Source organism: Solimicrobium silvestre, assembly GCF_002976435.1.
In the GTDB taxonomy this organism is placed as follows: Bacteria; Pseudomonadota; Gammaproteobacteria; order Burkholderiales; family Burkholderiaceae_D; genus Solimicrobium; species Solimicrobium silvestre.
This window is the reverse complement of the sequence record NZ_PUGF01000016.1, coordinates 26279-50944: the sequence shown is the minus strand read 5'-3', so window position 1 is coordinate 50944 and position 24666 is coordinate 26279. Positions and strand designations below refer to the sequence as shown.

General features: G+C 47.1%; 20 protein-coding genes and 1 tRNA gene. 8 read left to right on the top strand and 13 right to left on the bottom strand.

Features of this window, described 5'->3' with window-relative positions; genetic code table 11:
* Positions 1 to 39: 39 nt before the first annotated feature.
* The 7 genes from S2091_RS15995 to S2091_RS15965 form a co-directional block, all read right to left on the bottom strand.
* Positions 40 to 1353: a mechanosensitive ion channel family protein gene (locus S2091_RS15995; protein ID WP_105532954.1), complete on the bottom strand. Its 1314-nt coding sequence runs from the start codon at positions 1351 to 1353 to the stop codon at positions 40 to 42.
* Between the two features lie 137 nt (positions 1354 to 1490).
* Entirely contained in the window at positions 1491 to 2747 is a 1257-nt protein-coding gene (locus tag S2091_RS15990; RefSeq protein ID WP_105532953.1) for an RsmB/NOP family class I SAM-dependent RNA methyltransferase, read from the bottom strand.
* 92 nt (positions 2748 to 2839) lie between these two features.
* The gene (gene purN / locus S2091_RS15985) at positions 2840 to 3424 is read right to left on the bottom strand and encodes a phosphoribosylglycinamide formyltransferase (protein ID WP_105533009.1); all 585 of its coding nucleotides are present in this window, start codon (positions 3422 to 3424) and stop codon (positions 2840 to 2842) included.
* 274 nt (positions 3425 to 3698) lie between these two features.
* Positions 3699 to 4097, bottom strand: coding sequence for a barstar family protein (locus S2091_RS15980; RefSeq protein WP_105532952.1), 399 nt, complete (start codon positions 4095 to 4097; stop codon positions 3699 to 3701).
* 26 nt (positions 4098 to 4123) lie between these two features.
* The gene (locus S2091_RS15975) at positions 4124 to 4495 is read right to left on the bottom strand and encodes a guanyl-specific ribonuclease (RefSeq protein ID WP_243405457.1); all 372 of its coding nucleotides are present in this window, start codon (positions 4493 to 4495) and stop codon (positions 4124 to 4126) included.
* A 22-nt stretch (positions 4496 to 4517) separates the two neighbouring features.
* Entirely contained in the window at positions 4518 to 5699 is a 1182-nt protein-coding gene (locus tag S2091_RS15970) for a patatin-like phospholipase family protein (protein ID WP_105532951.1), read from the bottom strand.
* A gap of 158 nt (positions 5700 to 5857) precedes the next feature.
* Entirely contained in the window at positions 5858 to 6616 is a 759-nt protein-coding gene (locus S2091_RS15965) for a 3-hydroxyacyl-CoA dehydrogenase (protein ID WP_105532950.1), read from the bottom strand.
* A gap of 468 nt (positions 6617 to 7084) precedes the next feature.
* Here S2091_RS15965 and S2091_RS15960 point away from each other — a divergent pair, with 468 nt between their 5' ends.
* Positions 7085 to 7612, top strand: a complete 528-nt coding sequence (locus S2091_RS15960) for a hypothetical protein (RefSeq protein ID WP_133166927.1) — start codon at positions 7085 to 7087, stop codon at positions 7610 to 7612.
* On the opposite strand, the gene S2091_RS15955 is transcribed toward S2091_RS15960, so the two are convergent.
* Complete coding sequence (locus S2091_RS15955) at positions 7602 to 10238, bottom strand: DUF349 domain-containing protein (protein ID WP_105532948.1); 2637 nt, start codon at positions 10236 to 10238, stop codon at positions 7602 to 7604. The two genes, S2091_RS15960 and S2091_RS15955, sit on opposite strands and share 11 nt — an antisense overlap.
* Positions 10239 to 10403: 165 nt before the next feature.
* Here S2091_RS15955 and S2091_RS15950 point away from each other — a divergent pair.
* From S2091_RS15950 to S2091_RS15925, 6 genes are all read left to right on the top strand, one after another.
* Positions 10404 to 10480 (top strand) — tRNA-Arg (locus S2091_RS15950).
* Between the two features lie 522 nt (positions 10481 to 11002).
* Positions 11003 to 12145 (top strand): hypothetical protein, encoded by a 1143-nt coding sequence (locus S2091_RS15945; protein WP_105532947.1) that lies wholly within the window; start codon positions 11003 to 11005, stop codon positions 12143 to 12145.
* Positions 12146 to 12160: 15 nt separating this feature from the next.
* On the top strand, positions 12161 to 14134 hold the full coding sequence (locus S2091_RS15940) for a putative bifunctional diguanylate cyclase/phosphodiesterase (RefSeq protein WP_105532946.1): 1974 nt from the start codon (positions 12161 to 12163) through the stop codon (positions 14132 to 14134).
* Positions 14135 to 14332: 198 nt separating this feature from the next.
* A complete protein-coding gene (locus S2091_RS15935) occupies positions 14333 to 14782 on the top strand; it encodes a DUF2844 domain-containing protein (RefSeq protein WP_105532945.1) in 450 nt (149 codons plus the stop codon).
* A gap of 10 nt (positions 14783 to 14792) precedes the next feature.
* Positions 14793 to 16085, top strand: coding sequence for a DUF3443 family protein (locus S2091_RS15930; protein WP_105532944.1), 1293 nt, complete (start codon positions 14793 to 14795; stop codon positions 16083 to 16085).
* Between the two features lie 349 nt (positions 16086 to 16434).
* The gene (locus S2091_RS15925) at positions 16435 to 16953 is read left to right on the top strand and encodes a DUF2867 domain-containing protein (RefSeq protein WP_105532943.1); all 519 of its coding nucleotides are present in this window, start codon (positions 16435 to 16437) and stop codon (positions 16951 to 16953) included.
* An 83-nt stretch (positions 16954 to 17036) separates the two neighbouring features.
* Here S2091_RS15925 and S2091_RS15920 read toward each other — a convergent pair whose 3' ends face one another.
* The 3 genes from S2091_RS15920 to S2091_RS15910 form a co-directional block, all read right to left on the bottom strand.
* Positions 17037 to 18236, bottom strand: a complete 1200-nt coding sequence (locus tag S2091_RS15920; protein WP_105532942.1) for an aminotransferase-like domain-containing protein — start codon at positions 18234 to 18236, stop codon at positions 17037 to 17039.
* A 53-nt stretch (positions 18237 to 18289) separates the two neighbouring features.
* Positions 18290 to 18748 (bottom strand): RidA family protein, encoded by a 459-nt coding sequence (locus S2091_RS15915; RefSeq protein ID WP_105532941.1) that lies wholly within the window; start codon positions 18746 to 18748, stop codon positions 18290 to 18292.
* A gap of 366 nt (positions 18749 to 19114) precedes the next feature.
* Positions 19115 to 20113, bottom strand: coding sequence for a threonine dehydratase (locus S2091_RS15910; RefSeq protein ID WP_105532940.1), 999 nt, complete (start codon positions 20111 to 20113; stop codon positions 19115 to 19117).
* Positions 20114 to 20250: 137 nt separating this feature from the next.
* Here S2091_RS15910 and S2091_RS15905 point away from each other — a divergent pair, with 137 nt between their 5' ends.
* The gene (locus tag S2091_RS15905; RefSeq protein ID WP_105532939.1) at positions 20251 to 21675 is read left to right on the top strand and encodes an aminotransferase-like domain-containing protein; all 1425 of its coding nucleotides are present in this window, start codon (positions 20251 to 20253) and stop codon (positions 21673 to 21675) included.
* A gap of 289 nt (positions 21676 to 21964) precedes the next feature.
* Here the strand turns inward: S2091_RS15905 and S2091_RS15900 are convergent, their stop codons facing one another.
* Positions 21965 to 22453, bottom strand: a complete 489-nt coding sequence (locus S2091_RS15900; RefSeq protein WP_243405456.1) for a hypothetical protein — start codon at positions 22451 to 22453, stop codon at positions 21965 to 21967.
* A 43-nt stretch (positions 22454 to 22496) separates the two neighbouring features.
* Complete coding sequence (locus S2091_RS15895; RefSeq protein ID WP_105532938.1) at positions 22497 to 24614, bottom strand: S53 family peptidase; 2118 nt, start codon at positions 24612 to 24614, stop codon at positions 22497 to 22499.
* Positions 24615 to 24666 lie beyond the last annotated feature (52 nt).

Genomic DNA, 24666 nt, shown 5'->3' with positions numbered 1-24666 from the left:
GCAGGCAGTATTACCTGCTCTTACTGTTCACCTATATTATCAGTTTAATTCCTCAGCGCAAGTATTTCCAGGGCTGCTTTGCCCCCGATCCAGCACTCTTATTTCAGTCTGAGGATAAGGAACTTCGACCTTCTGCTCCTGCAACAGCTTCCATATTGCACGATTAACCTGCGACGACACGCCCATTTTTCCATTTTCAGGATCGTTAATCCAAAACCCGATCCGTAATTCCAAGCCATTCAATCCAAAATTAATCAGGTTGGCGGATGGCGATGCCGTTTTTGATACGCGCTCTACACTGCTGGCTGCGGCAACCAACATCGGCAGCAATGCTTCAATATCGGTGTTGTAAGCTACGGTTAAGTCCGTGCTCATCCACACTGCCCGGTCGGTTAATGAAAAATTTTGCACGGGCGACGAAACCAGCATTTCATTTGGAATTACCGATTCAACCCCATCCAAACCTTTCAATACGGTATAGCGCGTGTTGATTTTGCTGACTTTGCCGGTATATTTATCAACGGTAATTAAGTCATCAATCGCCAAACTACGATCTAACAAAATAATGAACCCGGAAACATAATTGCTGGCAATTCTCTGCAAGCCCAATCCCAACCCTACACCTAGCGCACCACCAAATACCGACAACACAGTTAGATCAATGCCGACCAGGGACAGGCTAATCAATATCGCAAAAACAATCAGCAAGCTACGACCCAATCTACTCAGCACCAAACGCGATGAGGTGTGGATCGAATTTACTTTCATTAACTGTTTATCCAATGCCGCACTGGCCCACAGTGCCAGTAAAACAGTCACGACAACCGAAATCACCGCCTGCAAAATCTCCATGAAGGAAAGCTTGTTACGTCCTACGGAGATGGTGGTTGCGTCCATGAAATTCAAGACATCTTGCAACGATCCAGTGTAATAAAGGATGGCAACTATCCAAACGCCCCAGGAAAATATTTTTTCAATCAACAAGTGAACATTACCGATGTTAGTGCTACGCGCAAAAATTCGGCGCGACAGGTAATTACCGAAACGAATTAAAGCCAATGAACCGAAAATCGGGATCAGCAATGACAACAAATAAACGTGCTGCCATTTCAATAAAACGAGTTTCCCCAAATAAAGAAATCCCCACAAAATCGCCGGAAATAAAATACGGGAAAATGCTTGTGCGGCCAACGTTTCGGCCGGTGAATAACTCACATCGATAGGAAAGCGCTTACGTAACAAGCGTGAGATAAAATAGCTTGCCAATACGCATAATGTGACGACGGCGATTTGCCACCACACGCGGGTTTCATGTAGATCAGTCCAAAAATCGCTTAAAAGATTAATTAGCATTTAAAGTTTTGATGAGAGTGTTTTGATAGAAATTCCCTGGCCTGGCAGGAGAGGTTTGTTGGTAGTGCCCCTCAACTTCATCCTCGCGCAGGCGGAATGACGTTGAGGGCGATACAACATGTAGGGCTTAAACTAATTTATTTTTTACGCTGAAAAGCTGCTGCAAAAAAACCATCGGTTTGATGTTGCTCTGGAGATAATTTCAGGTAGCTATCCATTTCCAAGACAATTTTTTGCTCGACCAAAACATCGCGCATAGGTAACAATTCAAATTCAGCGTGCGTTGCTAAAAATTGCTCTGCAATCGCTTCATTTTCTTCCTTCAAAATACTGCAGGTCGCGTACACCAAGCGTCCACCTGGTTTAACCAAGCGTGCTGCACTATCTAAAATGGCAGCTTGTTTGACATTCAATTCAGCAATCGCTGTTGGCAACTGACGCCATTTAACGTCGGGATTACGGCGCAAGGTTCCCAATCCGCTACATGGAGCATCAACTAACACGCGGTCGATTTTGCCTGCTAAACGTTTAATTTTAGCGTCGCGTTCATGGGCAATTAAAACTGGATGCACATTAGACAAACCGCTACGCGCCAACCGCGGCTTGAGTTTGGCCAGGCGTTTTTCAGAAATATCAAACGCGTATAAACGGCCGGTGTTGCGCATCGCAGCACCCAACGCCAAGGTTTTACCACCAGCGCCGGCGCAGAAATCAACCACCATTTCGCCGCGTTTCGCGCCAACAATTTGCGCCAACAATTGACTACCTTCGTCTTGCACTTCAATCGCACCGCTTTTAAACAAGGGTAGATTTTGCAAGGAAGGTTTTTTAAGAACCCGCAAGCCATCCGGCGCAAATGGGGTTGGCTCGGCTTGAATTGGCGCTAACGCCAGTTCAGCGCGCACAGCATCACGTTCCGCCTTGATAGTGTTGACGCGCAAATCCAAAGGTGCCGGCTCATTGGTGGCCTTGGTAAAAGCCAACATGCCCTCTTCGCCTAATTGCTCGGTTAATTTCTGAAACAGCCATGTCGGTAAATTGACGCGCAATTCGAGCGGCAAATGGTTGCGGTCAATTTCCATGACGCGGGTCAACCATTCGGTTTCCAGCTCGGTAAGCCCACCTAAGGCATCAATGCCGACGCCGTCAGCTAAAGCCAGTAAGGCCATACGACGGATCAAGGCGCCGCTACCGGATTCGGAAAAGCTGGTGTAGACCGCTTTATTACGCAACAAACCGTAAATACTTTCGGCAATAACGCCACGTTCACGCGCGCCTAAACGGGTGTGATCACGAAAATAACGCGACAACGTGCTGTCGGCTGGAGCAGTAAAGCGTAACACTTCACGTAATACTTCTTCTGTATGGCCAATGAGGGCTGGAGGTAAGCGCATGGGATTCTTTCTTTTATTTAATGGGTAAGATAGGCTTAAATCGGCTTACTCGGTGATTGCAACGCTAGGGCGTCGATGGGGTGGTACTTAATTCACTTCTGCAAACGCAATTTGCCGTCTAAAATTTGGCGTATGACGCGCGGATACAAAATATGTTCTTGCGCTAAAACACGGCTAGCCAGGCTATCTTCGGTATCGTCTGGCAACACCGGAACGCGTGCCTGATCAAGAATCGGACCGTGGTCCAACTCTGCAGTTACCACATGCACCGTGGCACCATGTTCAAGTGCGCCAGCTTGCAACGCTTGACGGTGAGTATGCAGACCTGTGAAATTTGGCAACAAAGAAGGGTGAATATTGATCATTCGACCTGCGTAATGCTGCACAAACTCGCTAGTCAAGATGCGCAGAAAACCAGCCAGCACGACTAAATCAGGGGAAAATTGCTCTATTTGGGTTTGTAACGCCGTGTCAAACTCAGCACGCGACGGGTAATTTTTACTCACCACCACAGCCGTTGGAATGCCGTGTTGTGCTGCAAACTCCAAGCCTTCTGCGTCGGCACGATTACTAATAACTGCCGCAATCCGCGCCGGCCATTCTTGCGCTTGTGCTGCCGCCACAATGGCTTGCATATTGCTACCGCGCCCTGAAATCAAAATAACGATATTTTTCATCGCGGTATTGTACAGCATTCGGACTTACTCTAAACAAAGGATGATGCACTTTTCAGATCGTAGAGTGGGCACGGCTTCATCGTGCTCCCTGTTTCCCCTATACGGATGGAGTCTGTGCCTGCATGCACAGACCGTTTCGCAGGTGAGTGGCGTGCCACTCAAAATCCCTGCTACTCCACGCGTAACGGTAGAAAAACAATGGATTTTTATTAAGAATAGGTTTAATCGAAGGTAACGCGTGGGCACAAACCCGTGCCCACCCTACACTCATCCTCTATTTATAGTAGTAAAACAGCCTGAATGGCACTTTCTTTTTCTCCCAAAAATCGGACGCATCACGAAACACATCCAGCAAAGTTTCACGCGCTTCCTTATCAAATTCCGGGGTATTCGGTATTTGCTCAAGCACCACCACAAAACCCGGCTGGGCTCCGGCCTTATGTACCAAGCTGGTTAAACAGTCATACAGCGCGTCAAAATTTTCACCGAAATGTTCAGGGAAATAAAAGCCTTGCGCGATCTCCGCTAAGACTTGCTGCTTGGTCGTCGCTGGCGCACAATTGGCGATCAAAAAATGCTGCCCCAACTCTGCCGCCGCAGCCTGTAAATCAACCACGCGGAAAGCACGTATCGATTGCACACTATTAACTCTGACTGTGCTTAATAAATTCACATTTCCCCCTAAAAACTAATTTTACTTCACTCTTGAATACGCTTAAAGCTGGCGTAATGGTCATTAGTATAATAAAAATCAGGTGAATTTTGTAGAGTTCCACCCATCACTATACGCTGCGCACCTCGATTTTTAGCGCCCGCCGTTGGTACTGTGTACTCATGATAATAACCACGTTTTTGTTTAGGCAAAATACCTTCGTAATTACCAAAAACTACACCATCTTTATCAAAAGGGAAAGGGCCATTCTGTTTAATTAAGCCTAACGTTTTCTGCGCACTTACTGGCAACTGATCGAAACGCACCTGCGCCAAACCGGTGTCCGCCTCCGCAAAGCAGGGCAGGCAAAAAAGAGCTGAGCAGGCTATCGCAAGAAGCCAAGTTTTTAAATTGTTCATCATCAAGAGTATCGAAAGCTTTTCAATGGACGCGGCCATCACCAAAAAATGCCAGTACTTCGTCCTTCATACGTATCGTATCAGCATAGCCAAGCCCCATTAATTCAATGGTAAAGCTAGATTCAAACAATAAATACGAAGCTAAAGCAGAGCCACGTGCCTCGGTGGCGCCTATGCCACCCAACATAACGCGGATCGGTTTGGGCAGGCTGTGAATATGACGGGTGGCAATTTCATCCACCCGCTGGGAAGGCGAGATGACCAGGATTTTAATTGGGCGCAATTCAGTTTGTTGCTTATATTCATCCGGCAGCATGGAAAGCGTTCTATTGATACGGGTCACCCGCTCAATATCAACCGCTAGACTATCCAAGAAAATACTGGACATGGCATGACCGGCAATTTGGGCAATGCTGGGATAAGAAATTACTTCGGGCATATCGCGTCTGGTTTCAGACATACGCCCCGCCCCAATAATTAATATTTTTTCAGCGCCCAAATGTATCGCCGGTGAAATCGGAGCTAGCTGGCGCATGGAACCGTCGCCGCAATATTCCATGTCGCCGTTCCAATTTAATGGAATAGAAGGGAAAATAAACGGGATAGCGGAGGACGCCAGTAAATGTTGCACACTAATAAAATCACGTTGCGATAAGCGCTGCGAACGTACCCACGGCTCAATCTCTGCCAAGGTTTGATAAAAAGTGAGGTGCATCCCGGTGGTATACGACGACGCGGTAATGGCCAGCGCCTGCAGCGAGCCCGATGCAAGGCTTGCATCCAAGCCAGTAAAATCCAGCATTTTAGTCAGCAATTCCGCGAGCGGGTCATTATTAAGTAATGAGCTCGGTGGCGTCTTCATCCAGCGCCGCAGCATCCAACCTAAGGACAAAATAGATATCCATCTTGCGCCCGAGCGCATCATCGCTAACGAGTCGGCGCGGTAAATTTGATGTGCTTCCATACCGGCCCATACACGCTCCAACCTGCGCAGGCCCAAGCCGAAATTTTCAGCACTGCAAGCTAATGCCGTGGCATTAATAGCTCCCGCTGAAGTACCGCAAATAATGGGAAAAGGGTTTTGATGCGCTGGCCAACCAGCCTCTTTTAGCAGACTGGCAATCGCCCTCAACACACCAACCTGGTAAGCGGCACGCGCTCCACCACCGGATAAGATTAGTCCTGTTTTTGCATTAGCCGTCATAGCTTCGGATGGTTGGGTTAGTCGATTAAATTAGCCGTGCCCACAAAAAAACGCAGACTATCAAAGATAGCCTGCGTTAGTTTATTACCCTTACAGAAAATTGTCATGGGTAATATATTTTCTGATTCCCAACTGTTGCTATGTGTTTATTACAACAACTATTTAGGTTGCATCCGAATCGAACCATCCAAACGGATAGACTCACCATTCAACATCATGTTTTCAATAATCGACTTAGCCAACTGCGCGTATTCGTCAGGCTTACCTAAACGTGAAGGGAACGGTACGCTGCGGCCTAAAGCGTCTTGCACTTCTTGCGGCATGCCTAACAACATCGGTGTTTCGAAAATACCTGGCGCAATCGTCATCACACGAATTGCATTGCGAGCTAAGTCGCGCGCCATCGGCAAAGTCAAACCAACTACCGCCGCTTTAGAAGAAGCGTAAGCTGCTTGCCCCATTTGTCCATCAAATGCAGCAACAGAAGCCGTATTAATCAACACGCCGCGCTCACCTTGGCTAGTTAATTCGGTCTTTGAGATGGCCTCGGCAGCTAAGCGGCACATATTAAATGTACCCACCAAGTTAATATTCACGGTGCGTTGAAATGCTTCCAGCGGATGCGCGCCATCTTTACCGACTGTTTTTATGGCCGGTGCTACGCCAGCGCAATTAATCAAACCACGTAATGTGCCGAATGCTGTCGCGGCGGCTATCACAGCCAAGCCATCTGCTTCGGAAGTGACGTCGCATTGCACAAAGCGGCCATTCAATTCAGCTGCTAATTTTTCGCCCAAGGCGGCTTGCACGTCAGCTATTACTACTTTTCCGCCGTTAGCGGTAATCATGCGCGCTGTGGCTGCGCCTAAACCGGACGCACCGCCGGTGACGATAAATACATTATCTTGAATTTGCATTTCATTTCCTTTTAAATAAATCCATGCTGGAATTGACGTTTACGTTAACGTAAGACCAATATAATAACTCAGCACGGCGCCAATACGCTGGATTTTTAGTTGTTTTTTGGTTGAATATTCAACTGATTTTGTAACCGTGAAGCCTGATAAAAGTACGCATTGCATATGCTATTTCAATGCCTGTTTATCGCTTATGCGCGTCCAGCCTTAGTGAAACAACGACAAGCAAATAATAACTGCGGAATTAGACAGGATTATGCAACTTTACTGCGCTAATTTAGTAAGTACTAACCCCTATATAAAAATTTTTGTTTCGTATATTATTAAAAGACAAGGGAATATATTCAAATAAGAATCACCTATTACACGGACAACTTAATTGTGCATATAGCATCTAAAATAAACTCCCCGACAACACTTTTTAAAGCCGATTACTCTGCACCACTTTTAAATTCAACAATGACGCTAATGTTAACTAAAACACTAAAGCATCATTTATCAGCACAGTTAGATGATGAATTTATAAATTTTTTGGATGATGAGGAAGATGAAATAGATTTGCGGGATATCAAACCGTGGCAAATTTTAGTCACGGATGATGATCAAACCGTCCATGATTCTACCGTTCTTGCTTTAAACGGCGTCATGATCCAAGGTCGTCCTCTCGAATTTTTGCACGCTTTTTCTGCGCGCGAAGGGCGTGACGTACTGCTAGCCAACCCTGAAACTGCGGTGATTTTATTGGACGTGGTGATGGAAACCATCGACGCAGGATTATGTTTAGTAGACACGATACGCGGTGAGTTACAGCGCCAGGATTTACGTATTGTGATCCGCTCAGGCCAGCCGGGAGGGGTTCATACATCGCATGAATCGTACCGTTCCAGCGTTGATGCCTTCACGATTAAATCCAAAATCACGCGTTCTGGACTGATCGATGTACTGGAAGAGGTACTCATCATTCCTCCTCCAGCAAGCCATCAAATCAGCGACTGATTCCCGAATAGTCAGTTAACACTAACTGGAAGCGTTGCTCATGCGGCGCTTTCAGGCTAACTGGCAACGCACACAGTACATACAAATTACTCAGATAAGCATCCGTAGCATCGCGGTTTTTCATCGCAGATTGCAAATCGCGCACTTGCAATTGCAAACGTTGCTGAGTTAATTCTGCCGGGCTTGGCAGTCCTCTTAATATTTCCACCCGTAATAAGCGCTCTTCAAATTGCGCCAAGTTAGCCGCAACCTGCGCTGCATCAGCCACTTGCTGATTCTTAATTACGGCTAATGCAGTGTTAAAACGCTGTGTCAGCAATTTATTTAATTCCGCAGGCGCTTTGCTGGTCGTTAATAATTTCCACTCAGCTTGCCATGCTGCAGATTGTTCCGTTATTTCTGGCTCAACCAACTTGGTTGCGGCATTATTTGCCGCTTCAACTTGCTGACAAAGTTTAATTTTGGCGTACAAATGAACCAGCTCGGCTTGTTTATCCTTCAATAGCAACTCAGAATGACGTGTTTCCAACGCATTCAATGCAGTTTCAAAACGTGCATCCAAACCCGCTTGCCGATGTTGTACAGATAAATCACGCCATTCTTGTTTAGCTTTGCGTAACACCGCCATGATTTCTGCGCTACTTAAGCTAGCTTCCAGGGACTGCTCCACAGCTTCACAACAAGCCTGCTTAGCTACCACACCCAAATTTCGACGCTGCTTTTGCTCATCTGCATTGGCTTTACGCTGCGCAAAAACCGCATCGCAAGCCGCTCGAAACTGACGCCATAAATCCTGCTCATCTTTGCGCTCTAAAGGCAAATTCAGCGCTTCTTGCTGCCAACGCTGCTGTGCAAGCTGCACCTTATCAGCTGCTTCGCGATCAGTCGCTGCAATGTCTATCACGGACTGAATCAGTTGCTGGCGCACACCGATAGCAGCCTCACGCGCGACCATCAACGGCTGACTTAACGTCTGTATTTTTTGTTCAAACTCAGACTCTAAACGCGCTTTCAATTTACGGTCTATAGAACCAGTTTTGCGCCATTCCAGCTTTACCTTCTGTATATAAGCTAGCTGCGTTTTCCAGTCCGGCAACTGGTTTTGCAAGTCGGCAATAACCACATCGATAGCGGCCAACTGTGCTTGCGCCAGAGTCAAATTATCGAGTCGCAATTGCGCTTGCTGTTTAAAGTGTGCGTCGGCTATTTGATAAGCACGACCACACGCTTCGTCAAACCGCTCCCACACCGATTTGGCTGCAGTACCGCTGGTTCTGTCCAATTCTTTCCAACGTGCTCTTAATCCACCCACTTGTTTTGCGATCTCTGGCGCAGTCAATGCCACGTCTTCCGCCACCAAGCCATCTGCCACCTTAATTAATTCTTCGCGGGAGACATTGCCGCCCCACTTAGCCCAATCTAACAAACGGTTTAATTCGGCCCGCAACACCTGCAAACGCTGAGCCAATTCGCCACGGGCTGGCAGCACTTCCTGACGAAGCGTTTTATCTAAATCAAGTGCTTGCTGCAAGCTACCTTCTTCCAGTGCCTGCTCTAACGCGACCAAAACCGATTTAATATCGATTGCTGGCACGGCCTGATTTTCACCGGCTTCTATTGCAATTTTTTTTGTATGTGTTTTATGTACAGATGCTGATGCAGTTGGCGCGATACGAGCGAATATCAGCTTTAACTGCTGCTCTTGTTGATGAACCACTTCTTGTTGCTCATCACTCAAAGCCGCACCAGTCAGCGCTAATTTCTTCCACTCTTTCTGAACGTTTTCCAGCGCTAGTTGCTCGGCAGTTTGCCAAACCTGTAACGCTTCATGACGTGCAGCAATAAGTTGGGTAAGTTGTGTGAGTTGCTGCACATGCGATTGCGCCAACGCTACATCGTCATTTAATTGGTTGAATTGATTTTTAGGCAAACTTGCTAGCAATGGACTGACTTCTATTGCTTGCCATTGCTGCAGGCATTCGGCCAACTGCGCTTGCAACTGCTCTAACGGCAACGCGGTTTCAACTAAAGCGCGCAAACTGCTTGAGGTTTGCAATGTTTGTCTTTGTAATTCAAGTTGCGCCTGTAGGCGCTCGTCCAAGGTTACTTTAATTGGCAATAACGATAAACCATGCTCCCCCAAGGCAAGCCGCTCTTTATCCCAGAGTGCCACCTGATTCACCATTAACTGGGTATTTTCCAGCAATTGCTGACCTTGCGCTAAGCAAGCTTGCACGGCCGAAGTCATCTTCTGCTGATTTTGCAGCGCGGCTAATTTCTCTTGCGCCAACTTACTAACCCGACGATCTGTGTTGCGCATCGCCTGACTTACCTGCATTAACGCTTCAGCGCTATGCAAGTGCATGGCGGCCTGATAGCGCGCGTCTGCATAACCTGATTGCAAAATAAAAGCCAAGGCCGCACTTTCTTGCCCTGCAAAACTAGCGGCGGCAGCTAATTCCGATTGCTTGACAGATTGCTTATCAGCAAATTTAGCTGCCACGGCATCAGCTTGTTCTTGTTGTTGTGTCAGCAGCTGGGTTGTTTCGGATGACTTTGCAGTAGAACGTTTTTTAAAGAAGAAATCAAACATGGCATCAAAGTTAAAAACAATAAGAGCCAGCATAATAACAAGCCTTTACGCTTGTGTTGATTTATTTAACAAATCAATACAGCCGACGCTATTTAAACCTTATTAAACGACAACATCCGATCTTTTTTATAGTAGAAGACATTAATTTCACTAAAACACTAGACATAGGATGCCAACCCACATACAATGCTGTCTTTCGCGGCTGTAGCTCAGCTGGATAGAGTACTTGGCTACGAACCAAGGGGTCGTGGGTTCGATTCCTGCCAGCCGCACCAGAAATACCTAGGGGTTACAAGTTTAGGCTTGTAACCCTTTTTGGTTTTTAGCGTTCCACACCCGAAATTTCTACTTATCAGCGTTCCGCCTATACACTGATTGTCATACAGCAATGCAATTTCCACGACTATATTCGTCGAATCGCTTCAATGACACTGATTTAAAAACCACCCGCAGCCTTGCTTTCGCTAAAACATTCCATCGCTACCAACATACACACTTCTTTTCTGCCAAATATTATCGACTCAACACATAAAAATCTTGAGTCAATAGCAGTGATCACCTAAAGTTAGTTGGGGGAATCGGCAAATTTTGCAGTGCCTATTCTTATTTTCAGCCGGACTGTTTCACCCTTCATGAAAAAATAGCCGCCGAGATTGATAATCTTCTGAGTAAAAACAAACTATCCATCCAGCAACAATGTTGCGCGGCACATAAAATGGCGTAGCTATTTGTTGGCAACGACTACTCGCTGCAACACAAAGAAACATCGAATCTCAACCATGAGGGAAATTTAAAAAATGAAATTTTTTTGGATCTCACTACTTGCTTTACTCCGCCCCATTTACTTTTTTTACTCGTTTTGCTGCCTGTTCCTTCCGATATTTATCTTGTATGGCGCAGGCAGTATTTTTTACCCTTCTTATCTGCCATTGCCAGTGAGCGTGATCAAACTGGGCATTCAAGTCATGTTGGGCGGGTTCGTCGTAGTGATGCTAGTCATACCCATTTTGGTGCAACTCAGAAAATCAAAGGACGATTCAGATCCATTTCAAAGTGCTTTTATGTCGTGGTTTGCCACATTGCGCTGGTACTGGAATACGACTCCCGGACCGATGGCGAAGGTTGGTTTGCCCTCAGGTTATTTAGTCGAAAACCCCATGAGTTACCGCCTGACCGCGCAAGATATGCGTGAAATTTTGAGTCGCATACAACCGGGGGATATTTTATTGCGCGCTTACGATGGCTATATGGATGGCGACTTCATCCGGCTTTCTTCCCTTTGCTCCAAAAACGGTTATCACCCCGGCTGGTTTACCCACGTAGCCATGTATGCCGGACCACTGAATGAGAATGATCGCGCCAACGTGCCAGCGCATTTTCGAAATAATAAAAAATATTTTCAAGAAGGGCCGCAAATGATAATTCATTCGATGGCGATGGGCGTGCATACCGAAGATATATTGACTTGGTTCCGTTGCGATTATTTGGTGGTGCTACGTCTTAAACCCGACCTGACTATGACGCACAAAGTAGAGTTACCACAACCGCGGCATCGCAAACATTCTGCATCTGAGTTGACCAGCCAAAAAATAAAAGACGAACTACGCAAAGGCGCGCCAATTAACCATGATGAAGTCATTCAGAATGCTAAATTATCCGCATTAGAAAAGATTGGCGAGCCTTACGATTTTGAATGCGTAGAAACGAATAAATTTGATCGTTTCAGTTGCGCGGAGCTCATCTATTACTGCTTTCGCAGCGCACACGATGCCTTGGGCCTATTTCCTCAATTACACGCCCTTTACCCACTAGGAAAACTCAACCGTCACTGGAGCATTATGGGGCGCAGCACTGTGACCCCGGATGATTTTTACGGACTAGCAAAAGCACAGCATCTGGATGTTATCTGGATAGACGAAATCAGCAAAAAAAACGCGTGAACCGGAAAGGGCAGCATGAGCATTGCCAGCCAAGCACGTCATATCTTTCATATCTTAGTCGATGTTTTTGCATTTAAGATTGAAGATAAGATTGCTATTGAAAAACGGATTCGAAATGTCACGGCTGTGGCTACTATCGGTCTTTTTTTCGGCTTTGTGTTTGCACTGTTTAACCTGTTCACACCGAACATGGCGTTACTTGGTTTGATTGAATTAGGTTCGGTTATTTTTCTGATGGGGCCAGCTACCATATTAGGCCGCAACCCAGATTTTGTTGGCTTTGCCGAGGCCTTAGTTTTGCTTGCCATGCTGTGCATTGTCATGGGGCTCATCGCCTTTGGCGGGGTAGAAGGCACGGGACTTTTTTGGGTATACACCGCGCCATTTCTAGCCTTTTTTTTGAAAGGCCAACATCTTGGCTGGCGCTATAGCCTGGTTTTACTTGGGATTGTGACGGCTTATTTTATTGGAACCAGCCAGTTACAACATGTGTTCTATCGTCACTCCCCCGTAGTTAGCGCCCAGTTTATTATTTCGCTGGTGTTCTATATCTTAATTGCGGCAGCGTTTAATCAGCTTCGCAGCAGGTTCGAAGAGCAGCTACAAAAACAAGTCGTCATTAAAACCGCCGACGCCCAAAAATTACTCGACCAATTACAATTATTAGCCAGCCGTGACAGCCTCACCAAATTACCGAACAAGGTAACGTTGGTGGACATACTCAAACAACAGATCGACGAAACGAGCAACCCTGACAGCGTGTTGGTGGTGTGCATTTTACGATTAGAACGCATGCTTGAAATGAGTAATATTTTAGGTATTGCCAAAGCAGATCAACTGATACTCAAAGTCGTTGAATACCTGGCCCGTTTTACTGAAGCAAAAGGTACGCTCGCACACACGCACCGCGACGAATTTGTAGTGACCTACCCAACTGACCGGGCTTCCTTTAACGATGAAGGTTTAGAACGTTTTATTGCGGAGCGTCAGATTTCAGTCGAGATTCAGGGCTATGTTATTTATTGCGAATTTACGCTAGGTCTGGCGATTTACCCTGATCATGCCAAAGACCCGCAATTGCTGCTAGATAAAGCGCAACAAGCCATGTTGCAAGCACATAAAAACGGTAATCAATGGTCGATATACGACTCTAAACAAGAACAGGCTTTTGTACGCCATCACCTCTTATTCGGCAAACTTCGTGCAGCCTTAATGCAGCAACATTTGCGAGTACATTATCAGCCGCAAATTGATTTGGTAACGGGCTTAATCGTGGGGGCTGAAGCACTATTGCGCTGGCAAGATCCGGTGGAAGGTTATATATCTCCGCTTGAATTCATTCCTGTGGCAGAAGAATCCGGGCTGATACGACCGCTCACAACCTGGTTAGTGGATGTGTGCGTACGCGAATGTTCGGAATGGCGCAAACAAGGCTTTGAATTACATGTGTCTATCAATTTATCGGCCTTGAATTTATTAGACCCTGAGCTGATTAACGTGTTAATGACTGCGTTAAAAAAATACAACTTAGCGGCATTTAATATCACCCTTGAAATCACCGAAAGTTGTTTCATGAGTTCCCCCGAACGCGCTTTGGAAGTGATTCAACGTCTGCATGAAACCGGATTCAGACTGGCGATTGATGACTTCGGAACAGGCTATTCTTCCTTGTCTTATCTTAAAAACTTACCTATTCATGAATTAAAAATTGATCAAAGTTTTGTGCGCAAATTATTACAGAATAAAGGCGATCAGGCGATAGTTTCATCCACGGTTGATCTTGCCCACAACTTCGGTTTAGTGGTTGTTGCAGAAGGTATAGAAGATGAGCCAACCAGTCATTGGCTGCACACACGCGGCTGTGACATTGGGCAAGGATATTTCTTTGCCAAACCAATGCCTTCCGATGCATTTCTAAAATTATTATTCACCAATTTACTTGATCATAAGCCCGAAAAAGAAATAAATGAAGATTACCCAACTCAGTGATTTTTCTCAGTGAAAAATATCTGATTTTAATTTCACAGCACCCTGACATACATTTAAAAAAACAGTGGAGTATATAAATGCACCTGTTTTGTCGCTCAACTATATTACTTTACATAAAGTTACCGCACTTCGTTTTAGGCAGAGTAGAATCCAATTTAGTCAGCTACGGCTCAACTCAACCCAACATACCTATCCATCATGCGAAACTTTTTATTTAGAATGCCCTTAGCGCTTCTTTTTATGGTGTGCGCTGCACCCTCGTTTGCCGAATTAGGTGGCACAGTCGCCAAGGAAGCGGTTCAAATTAAGGAACAAAGCTCGATAGTTGCCACGGATCAGACCTTGAATGTGTATCAGGTAAAAATGCCTTCCGGCACACAGATTAAAGAATATGCCAACGCCGATGGCGTGGTGGTAGCGGTTACTTGGCAAGGGCCTACTTTGCCGAATTTAAAAGTGCTGCTGGGCGACCATTTTGATGAGTTTGCCAATCGTAAGCCCTCCTCGCTCGCTATTAATCGCCGCAGCGCAGCAATACACACTGATGATTTAGTCGTGCAGTCGCACGGGCAAATGCGCTCATTTGCGGGCTTCGCCTATCTACCGAAATTATTACCTCCCGGCTTTAACTTAGATCAAATCAAATAACAGGCTAGCCATGAATCGTTCTATTTCAATCAAATCAAATCGACTCATTTCTATCGCATTGCCACTATTGCTAGCTTTATTGATGAGCGCTTGCGGTGGAGGAGGATCTAGCAGTAGCTCTAGTTCCAGCAGCTCTAGTTCTGGGAGCACAACACCGACCCCGGCTCAAAATACTGTAGCGGTTAGTGTCGATAGCAACGTTTTTGGCGCACTGAATGAGCCCTTTGTCAGTGTCACGTTATGCTCACCAACTGCCCCAACTACCTGCATGACAATCGACCATATTTTGGTTGATACCGGCTCAACCGGTTTGCGTGTTTTTGCCCAGCCAGCAAACGCAGCCGCGCTATCTACACTCAACCTTACCCAGCAAACAGTAGCTGGGAACCCAGTTGTGGAGTGCCTGACATTTGTGCAGGGATATACATGGGGGCCGATTAAATCTGCGAATATTCAAATTGGTGGTGAAACTGCCAAGAACGTCGCCATTCAAGTTATGGCAGACCCTGGGTTTACGGATACCTCTGCTTGTAGTGGCAGTAACAGCAGCTCTACCAATATAAATACGCCCGCTCTTTTCGCAGCGAATGGCGTGTTGGGAGTCGGCTTGGCGCTACAAGATTGCGGCCCTGCTTGTATATCAGCCAGCAATGTCGAAAATGTCTATTTTAGCTGTTCCACGACGGGAACCAATTGCGTCAATATCGGCCTGCCTGTCGCTAATCAGGTTCAAAATCCAACCTCTTTATTTGCTACTGACAATAACGGCGTCATCCTTACATTGAACACGGTTCCCGCAGCTGGCGCGGTAAGTGCGACCGGAACGCTTACTTTTGGCATTGATACTCAAGCCGATAATGTCAGTGCCAATAGCAACCTTCTGTTGTTGAACAATATCGGCAATTTCACGACGGTCTTTGAGGGGCAAACTTACCTTAATAGTTACATTGATTCTGGCTCCAACGGCTTGTTCTTCAATGCGCCGGCCAGCAATCCAATTACAGAATGTACCGGCAATACGCAATATTTCTATTGCCCTGCCAGTACCCTGTCATTAACTGCCTCGTTGTCTGGAGTTGCTGGCAGCACGGCTGCCGCTACGGTCAATTTCGCCGTCGCGAACACCAATACGTTGGTCAACAATAACGATGCGGCTTACATTAATTTGGGCGGCACAGCAGCAGATACGCCGCAGGGACTCACCTTTGATTGGGGTCTGCCGTTTTTCTACGGAAAAAGCGTTTATGTCGTGATAGAAGGTAGTACGACCAAGAAAGGAACCGGCCCTTATTTTGGTTGGTGAGTTAGTTTTTTGTTTCAACGACAATTTAATTGTTGTAGAGGGCATCCTTGTGGATGCCCTTTTTGTTTATTTGGCGAGATAAATAACTATAAGTAATATTTAGACCTTCATGCAAATAAAACACTATTCAAATAGTGATAATCAATATGCATAAAAAACGTGCAGCACGCCAAAATCTATGCTTAAATCTGTTTCCTTACGTAACTATTTAAGTGCTTTTGGCGTGAACCAACCGTTTTAGTTGTTCGGCATACCTAATGCCGGCTTTCTTAGTTGGGCAGCTTACCCTGCTGCATCTCACCCAAATGGTTAATAACGCCAACAAGTGATCCACCGAGGAACAAGCAACATGGTTAAAATGGTCGCCGTACCCGTAAATAGTCAAATCAGTCAGCACCTTGAAAATGCCCATTTTTATGATGCGTTTCAATTAAATTTAGCGCCCTGCAAGCGTACCGCTCTGGAAATATATTTAGAAGTCATCGCCAAAACACCAAGTTGGATCAGCTTTTTGATGGCGTTACGAAACCGCGCAGCCCCCATGTTTGGTCTCAAAGACCTAGGCCCTCTAGGCAACGTTCAATCCTGCAAACCGTCAACAAGTTATCGCGTTGGTGACCGGGTTGGGATTTTTACTATCCATTCCATGACTGACGATGAAGTCATCTTGACGGATTCGGATAAGCATTTAGAAGCTAAAATTTCGGTTTGCAAATCACTGCATGGAACAGCGAATGCCGTCACGGTTTCCACCGTAGTGCATGTGCATAATCTGCTAGGTCACGTGTATCTGTTTTTTGTCGTGCCATTCCATAAGCGTATTGTGCCGTCGATGTTGTTGCAATCCGAATCACGTACACTGCATTGAATTAAATAAAAAAACGGCCCGTTTCAATCACTGAAACGGGCCGCTTTTTTGGGTAAGAGTAAATTACAGCTGACTTATTCAGCTTATTTACTCAACTTACTTGCAATCAATTTACCCAACTTCTCAATACCCTCATAAATACGCTCAGGCGACACCGTCACAAAGCTCAGACGCAATGTATTTGTTTCTGGCACACCCGCATAAAACGGTACGCCCGGAACAAACGCCACGTTTTGCGCGATAGCTTCTGTTGACAACGCCATGCTGTCGATATGCTGTGGCAATTTCACCCAGATAAACATACCGCCGTCTGGCTTGGTCCAAGTTACGCCAGCAGGGAAATGCTTGCTTAACGCATCCAGCATGATGTCGCATTGACCGGAGTAGAAAGTGCGAATGGTTGGAATATGCTCATCCAGAAAGCCATCTTTAATCACTTCATACACCACCATTTGCGTTAATTGCGCTGTATGTAAATCAGCCGCTTGTTTGGCTTGTTCCAACTTGCGAATTAACTTATGTGGGGCCACTACATAACCCAAACGGATTCCCGGTGTGAGCACTTTAGAGAACGAGCCCATATAAATAACGCCGTCCGGATTCATGTTCAGCATTTTTGGCAATGGTTCGCCGCGGTAGCACAACGCGCCATACGGATCATCTTCCAACAATGGAATACGCATACGAGCACAAGTTTCTACCAGCTCAATACGGCGCTCAGTGGATAAAGTCAGGCCGGTCGGGTTCTGGAAGTTAGGCAGGGAGTACAACAAACGCGCGCCCTCGCCTTTAGCTGCAACAGCGGAAGGCAGCAAACCGTGCTCATCCATCTCTACGGAAACAAACTCAGGACGGTACACGGAGAACGCTTGCAACGCACCTAAATAACTCGGTGTTTCTACCAACGCTTTGCTGCCTTCATCCAACAATACTTTGCCTAATAAATCTAAGCCTTGCTGCGAACCGGACACCATTAATACCTGGTCTGGCGAAATTTTTGCACCGTTGGTCGACAAGGAGTTAGCGATGAATTCGCGCAATGGCGCGTAGCCGTCGGTTGGGCCATATTGCAAAGCAGATTTACCCGATGTTGACAACACTTTGTCAAACGCCGCACGCATGCGCTCTACCGGAAAAGTTTCCGGTGACGGCAAGCCACCGGCAAATGAAATGACTTCAGGGCGTTGGGTAATTTTTAAAATTTCACGAATCATCGAGCTTTGTAATTGCTCAGCACGTTCAGAAAATTTCCATTCAATAGGAGTGAGGTTGTCAAGTTTCATACTGTGTCGCCTTAATTATTTTGTTTGTGTTGGTTCGATGTACTGTGCGCTACTTAGGCAAGTTCAACGATCAATTCAATTTCAACACAGGAACCCATCGGGATTTGTGCTACGCCAAATGCGGAACGGGCATGCTTGCCTTGCTCACCGAATACTTCAGCAATCAATTCTGAGGCGCCGTTAGTGACCAAATGTTGTTCGGTAAAGTCAGGTGTGGAATTAACTAAACTCATTAATTTAACGATGCGTTTAACGCGATTCAAATCGCCACCGCAAGCTGCTTGCAAGGTTGCCATCAAATCAATTGCCACTGAACGCGCTGCCAATTTACCTTCTTCGGTCGTAATGTTTTTACCTAATTGACCAACCCATGGCTTGCCGTCTTTTTTGGCGATATGACCGGACAAAAACACGGTATTACCAGTTTGCGCATACATTACATACGCAGCAACGGGAGCGGCAACTGTCGGTAATTCAATATTTAATTCGGCGAGTTTTTCGTAAAATGACATGATGAGTTCCAATAGGTGACGATTAGAGTAAATTCAGGGAGACGCTAAAATGTATTGCGCGCAGACCGTGTATTGTACGGCGCGAGCTGCCCGATTCATACCCCCAAATTCTGTATTGCAACCTGAGAAAAGTGGGATTTTTTCAGTAATATGCTTAATTCACCGTAGAATATTTAGCGATTCCAAACTATTGATACAAAACAGGCGGGAAACGCTGAAAATAGTGCTAATTTATGAGGAAATCATATGCCCCCTTCCTTAGCACTAAAATTTAACCATTCCAATGAGCTTCCCGTCAACAAAAAGTAGTTTTTTCGACAGTATATTGAATTAGCAATAAGTTAATTGATGAATCCAGCGAAAAATCTAACTACATACCTCGGTATCTTTTTCAGCATAATTCCAGGCACCAATAATAATGGAAAACTGCTTTGCATCCACATTTCCACCACATAACGGCACGCCGACTTTTAAACCTGCCAACCCAGCTTTAAACTGTAACGCCGCAGCCAAGGCCGCAGCACCCGCGCCTTCCGCCACATTATGGGTGGCAACAAACAACAACTTCATTGCAGCAGCTACTTCGGTGTCAGTCACTGCCACGATGCGATCAACCGTGTTCATGATGATTTCCAGCGACACATCATCCGGTATCCTGCAAGCCAGACCGTCGGCTAATTTAGTCGAGACTGGCGCTTCAATTTTACAACCGGCCTCAAAGGAACTTTTGTAAGCCAGAGCATGCGCCGAAACCACGCCTACGATTTTTGTTTTCAAACCCAGCGCTTGCTTAGCCGCCGCTGCGGCGCAAATGCCCGAACCTTGCCCGATCGGCACAAAAATAATATCCAGATCAGGTTGAGCAGTAAACAATTCCATCCAATAACTCGCCACGCCAGACAATAAATCTGGGTGCATAGAAGGAATCATATGCCAGTCATTTTTCTTGGCTAATTGCGCTGCATGTTCACGGCAATCTTGAAAGTCATCGCCAAACTCAATCAAATCAACACCTAAGGCACGCATAGCAGCATTTTTTTCCGTACTATTCCCACGCGGAACCACAATGTGCGCGGTCATTCCGTGACGTTGTGCAGCAAACCCAACCGATAAACCGTGGTTGCCGCGAGTGGCAGAAACAAGGTGCTTCACGGTCGGAGCGCGTTGCGCCAATTCATGTACATATACCAAACCGCCGCGCATTTTAAACGCGCCCGTTGGCGTGTGGTTTTCATGTTTAATCCAGACCTCACAGCCCAGCGCTTCATTAATTAACGGCCAGGAATATTGCGGCGTAGCAGGCATGGCGGCATAGACAATTTGCGCCGCTGCGTCGAGTTGTTGTTTGCTTGGGAGTAGTGACATGGAGGAATCAATCCAAAATGAATGGTGGAATTAAGCCGCCATCCTAATTGACAACACCAATACAGTACCGATACAGTTATTCAATTAATTCTTACGCTGTTACGGTAAAATGAGCAATACAGTTTCGGGGAACCAACATGAACAGCCCAACACAAGCATTAGTACGCGACTCCACCGACACCTTAGTCGATCAGATTGTACGAATTATCGAAAACAAAATTGACGATAAATTATTACGCACCGGCGCACGTATGCCGTCTATCCGGCGTTATGCCGAGACTTGCGAAGTTTCCCGATTTACGGTGGTGGAAGCTTATGACCGATTAGTGGCGCGCGGCTATTTAGAATCGCGGCGCGGTTCGGGTTTCTTTGTACGCGAAAGAGCACCGCTCACCGCTACTCCGCAAGCGCCAACTAATCCCCAACAACTGGATGTGGTGTGGCTGGTGCGCAATATGTTCCGACAAATGCCTCCCCATAAAATGCCCGGTTCCGGCGTTTTGCCACACGATTGGCTGGACGGTGAGTTGGTCGCGAATGGCTTACGCGCCGTCAGCCGTTTAAATCAAAATTTATTGCTGCATTACGGCACGCCACAAGGGTTTTATCCGCTGCGCCAACAATTGCAACTGCGTTTGGCCGAACTTGAAATTGCCGCCACGCCCGAGCAAATCGTCACCACTTCCGGCGTGACGCAAGCCCTGGATTTAGTCGCGCGTGAATTTGCTCACCCAGGCGACACAATTTTAGTCGACGACCCGGCGTGGTTTTTAATGTTTGGTTCGTTCGCGGTGTTGGGCGTAAAAGTGATCGGCATCCCGCGCCAACAAGACGGCCCGGATATTGCCGCGCTTTGTGAAATGGCAGCGCTGCACAAACCCAAGCTGTATATCACCAATTCGGTTCTGCACAATCCTACCTCCACATCGATGTCGGCAGCCAAGGCCTTTCAGGTTTTAAAAGCGGCTGAACTGCATGATTTTATTATTGTGGAAGACGATATTTACAGCGATTTACATCCCGGTAATAGCATTCAGGCAGCGACCCGGGTTGCTAGCTTGGATCAATTAAACCGAGTGATTTATTTGGGCGGATTTTCCAAATTATTAGCTGCCAATTTGCGGGTCGGCTTCATCGCAACGTCGCACGAATTAGCCAGTCGCTTATCCGATCGCAAAATGTTATCGACCTTAACCACCACCGAAATCGGCGAGCGCGTGGTGTATAAAATTTTATCCGAAGGTCACTATCGTAAATACATAGAACGGGTGCGCAGCAAACTAGATCCAGTCAGGCTTTCCACTGCCAAACAGCTAGAAAACATCGGCGTCAAAGTCGACATTTTCACCCCGGCTGGTATGTTTTTGTGGGTAGACGCCGGTTGCGATACCAACGCACTGGCCGAGGCCGCATTAGAGCAAGGAATTTTACTGTCCCCCGGCAGCATGTTTTCACCGAATCAGCAGCCATCAACGCGGATGCGGATTAATGTCGCAGCGATGACTGATCCACTGGTTTGGCGGTTTTTGAAGGAGGAGATTAAGGTGCGGAGTTCGCATTAAAACGAAATAAATACCCCGATAAATCGAACCAGATTACCCGACGATTATTTTCATTTTTTTCAGTGGGAAGTAATCGGACTACGCCCTGAAGCGACAAACGGGGTTCCTGGAAACAGCAATTCAAACTTGCATTTGTTTTTATAGATACTGGGTTGAAAACCCAGTCGAGCTTTATAGTATGTCGACTTTGTGCATTCAGTTTTTTACGCCCCTAATCGTTTTTCCTCTGTTATTACACCACACCGATAGCCTCAGACGATCGGTGTGTCGGGCCTAACTCATTTCAGATTTATTCGCCCCACAAATAGCAATAGGTCATGCTACGTTCGAGGTTGGCATACACAGGCCCCCGCGTCGGTGCCTTCTTGATAAAGCCGTTGGGTGCAGCCGCGGTCCCTGGAACGTTGCAATTATTGTGCACCCAATGGGTGCCAAGGCCGCCGCTGGTATATAAGGCTCCGCACGTCGAGAGACGGTCATTCACGTGAATTGCAGCGAGCGACTTTGGAATGGTGGTGGCATTCAAAACATAGTCCACCGCGTAGACGTTGTCGATCGCGACGTCATAAGTCTGGCCGTCTTGGTCAGACAAGAGCTGCACATGGGTGTGGCTCAACTGTACACCTTGCAAGGTCGACGATGCGGCCTGAAAGACTGGGCCACTGACCACGATTCCGGATATATATGCACCCGCTCCGGCAGCGCAGTCGCTTTGATCGCTAGCCAACGCGTAAAAGGACTGCAACATCAAAAACAAAGCTATCAAAATTTTATTCATTTAGGTTCTCCATAGAATATCTACGATTATGTGGGATGTGTGATTACTGGGCTGTCACGCTGACGTTATCGATCACGAAGGAAGTCGGATACTCGTGGTCATTGGTCGAATTAAAATAAATTTCGATTGCCTGACCCTTGTAGGCGCTCAGATCGTAACTGTGCAATTGATATCCTGACGCTGCATTCGCATTACTAAAGGTAGCCAGGGTCTGTAACAAAGTACCGCTCGTATTTCTCACCTGAACATAGAGCATGTCATACGCCTTGGCACCACTTTCCTGCGTGTCGATATGCAGGTAGAAAGCCAGGTTCGCTGATTTAGCCGCGGCCGGAATCGTGATCTTCTGGTACAGATTTTCGTTGGAATTGATAATACCGCCCATCCACGCGTCGTAAGAACCTGCAAAGGCGGGTTCATTGCTCCATATTCCGATATCGCCGGTTGCGTCATTCCAACCCGTGCTACCGGATTCAAAACCGCCGTTGACGATGATACTAGTCGGTGGTGGTGGTGGTGGTGGTGGCGCGGTACTAATTAATGCATTCACTTTAGCAACGTCCATACTGCCCCAACCCGATGCGTAGTCCCAGCCGGCCTTGGCGGTGGCGGCGCCATTGCTGCCACTTGTTACGTCATGGTAAACCGCGAGAACAGCCGCGTTGTTGCTGTAAAACAGCGAGGCAGGGAAAGCTACTGCGTTACCATGCGCCGATTGAATTCGGGCCCAGAAGCCAGCAAATAAGGGGGCCGATAAGCTGGTGCCACCGATCAGCGTCGGCACACCGCTGCTCATGACCATGAAGCCGCTGTTCGGATCGGCGTCAAAGGAAATGTCAGGCACACCGCGATTGGAACCGGTCAGCACACCAGCATTCACTTGCCACGACTGAGCTGGCTCGATGATGCTCGCTCCACCGCCGGACCCGCTCCATACGGTCTCGGAGGCGTACACGGTACCGGTCGAATTCAGGGTCGTGCCACCAACGGCGATCACATAGGGAGAGGTCGCCGGATAACTTTGACCGGTCGACGGCGCAGGACATTCTTGCGATCCGACATCACCTGCGCCGACTGAAAATACCTGCCCCTGGACCATCGCTTGTTGGAAGATCTGATCTTCGGTTGCCATACTGCCGTTGGCTTGCGCTATCGATTCGCATTCGCCGAGCGCAACGATAATCGTTTTGGCAAGGTTATCGGTTACGGCGCGGTTAAATGCGATGGCGAGGTCGGAATCAGCCAAGGTGGGGGCTACGTAGAAAATCATCTTCTTAACGCTGCCGCCGGCTGCGGCGAGAGCAGATTGACTATCGAGATCCCACTCATCGGTGCCAGTGGTATCGCTGGTTTTGGTGCCGGTGTCGACTTCCTGTGTGCTGACTACAGGGTAGCCGCTCTGCGACGCGAACGCATTCAAGTCGATCAGCGATTGTGAAATATCGCCCTGTGCAATGATCGCAATCGAGATATTGGTTGCAGCCGGCAAGCTGTCGGCGTCATACATGGTTGAAAAATCCGTGCCATTATGACCGGCTACCACGGCTTGCATCTGCAGCTTACTTGATACACGCTGGGTCAAGGGCAGCAAAAGATCGGCAGTCTGTAAACCATGAACTGCCAGCACAACATCGGCCAGAACTTGCGGCACCATCGCGTCGCCAGCGTTCACATAAACTTGCCTGCCGTTCTTGGCATAACTGATCAACGTGGTATTAAACGCGGTCTTCACCGTCGCTGCATTACCGTCGGCGGTCACCAGCATGCGATTCGGTGCGACCGTCACATTTCGAAAACCGGCCGCTTGCAAATAAGAAACGACCACATTGGCCTGCGCTTGCGTCGGTCCAAACTGTGCCGCAAATTGCGTTGGGGTCAAATATTGCTTGCCACCGGCCCCTATGCTGGCGCTCAGTGCGTTGAGCACCCCCTTGTTGCGTAGTTTCAGGCTCACCGCAATTTGAACAGGTGCACCGGCAGACAATTCCATCACCTGCTGAGCCATTGCACTTGCCCGAGCCGGGTGGGTGTTCAAATATGACTTGGTGGCCGTCGGCACCCAAGTAGACGTCGTGCCCGCTTGTGCACTGACGGCAAACGTTGCCGCAATAACAAACGCCAAGGGGCGCATTTTGATTAAAACTCCCTGATTTCGTGACATTTTTTCTCCGTGAATTTAACTAAGTGGTAGTAAATTTCTTAGACGAACGTCG

What these genes read in the sequence shown, in the direction of transcription:
- S2091_RS15920 (WP_105532942.1), bottom strand. Translation starts at nt 18,236, where the DNA reads ATGAAACTTGACAACCTCACTCCTATTGAATGGAAATTTTCTGAACGT.
- S2091_RS15955 (WP_105532948.1), bottom strand. Translation starts at nt 10,238, where the DNA reads ATGCTGGCTCTTATTGTTTTTAACTTTGATGCCATGTTTGATTTCTTC.
- S2091_RS15940 (WP_105532946.1), top strand. Translation starts at nt 12,161, where the DNA reads ATGAGCATTGCCAGCCAAGCACGTCATATCTTTCATATCTTAGTCGAT.
- S2091_RS15900 (WP_243405456.1), bottom strand. Translation starts at nt 22,453, where the DNA reads ATGAATAAAATTTTGATAGCTTTGTTTTTGATGTTGCAGTCCTTTTAC.
- S2091_RS15960 (WP_133166927.1), top strand. Translation starts at nt 7,085, where the DNA reads ATGTTAACTAAAACACTAAAGCATCATTTATCAGCACAGTTAGATGAT.
- S2091_RS15910 (WP_105532940.1), bottom strand. Translation starts at nt 20,113, where the DNA reads ATGTCACTACTCCCAAGCAAACAACAACTCGACGCAGCGGCGCAAATT.
- purN (WP_105533009.1), bottom strand. Translation starts at nt 3,424, where the DNA reads ATGAAAAATATCGTTATTTTGATTTCAGGGCGCGGTAGCAATATGCAA.
- S2091_RS15995 (WP_105532954.1), bottom strand. Translation starts at nt 1,353, where the DNA reads ATGCTAATTAATCTTTTAAGCGATTTTTGGACTGATCTACATGAAACC.
- S2091_RS15975 (WP_243405457.1), bottom strand. Translation starts at nt 4,495, where the DNA reads ATGAACAATTTAAAAACTTGGCTTCTTGCGATAGCCTGCTCAGCTCTT.
- S2091_RS15915 (WP_105532941.1), bottom strand. Translation starts at nt 18,748, where the DNA reads ATGTCATTTTACGAAAAACTCGCCGAATTAAATATTGAATTACCGACA.
- S2091_RS15965 (WP_105532950.1), bottom strand. Translation starts at nt 6,616, where the DNA reads ATGCAAATTCAAGATAATGTATTTATCGTCACCGGCGGTGCGTCCGGT.
- S2091_RS15905 (WP_105532939.1), top strand. Translation starts at nt 20,251, where the DNA reads ATGAACAGCCCAACACAAGCATTAGTACGCGACTCCACCGACACCTTA.
- S2091_RS15895 (WP_105532938.1), bottom strand. Translation starts at nt 24,614, where the DNA reads ATGTCACGAAATCAGGGAGTTTTAATCAAAATGCGCCCCTTGGCGTTT.
- S2091_RS15930 (WP_105532944.1), top strand. Translation starts at nt 14,793, where the DNA reads ATGAATCGTTCTATTTCAATCAAATCAAATCGACTCATTTCTATCGCA.
- S2091_RS15935 (WP_105532945.1), top strand. Translation starts at nt 14,333, where the DNA reads ATGCGAAACTTTTTATTTAGAATGCCCTTAGCGCTTCTTTTTATGGTG.
- S2091_RS15925 (WP_105532943.1), top strand. Translation starts at nt 16,435, where the DNA reads ATGGTTAAAATGGTCGCCGTACCCGTAAATAGTCAAATCAGTCAGCAC.
- S2091_RS15945 (WP_105532947.1), top strand. Translation starts at nt 11,003, where the DNA reads ATGAAATTTTTTTGGATCTCACTACTTGCTTTACTCCGCCCCATTTAC.
- S2091_RS15970 (WP_105532951.1), bottom strand. Translation starts at nt 5,699, where the DNA reads ATGACGGCTAATGCAAAAACAGGACTAATCTTATCCGGTGGTGGAGCG.
- S2091_RS15990 (WP_105532953.1), bottom strand. Translation starts at nt 2,747, where the DNA reads ATGCGCTTACCTCCAGCCCTCATTGGCCATACAGAAGAAGTATTACGT.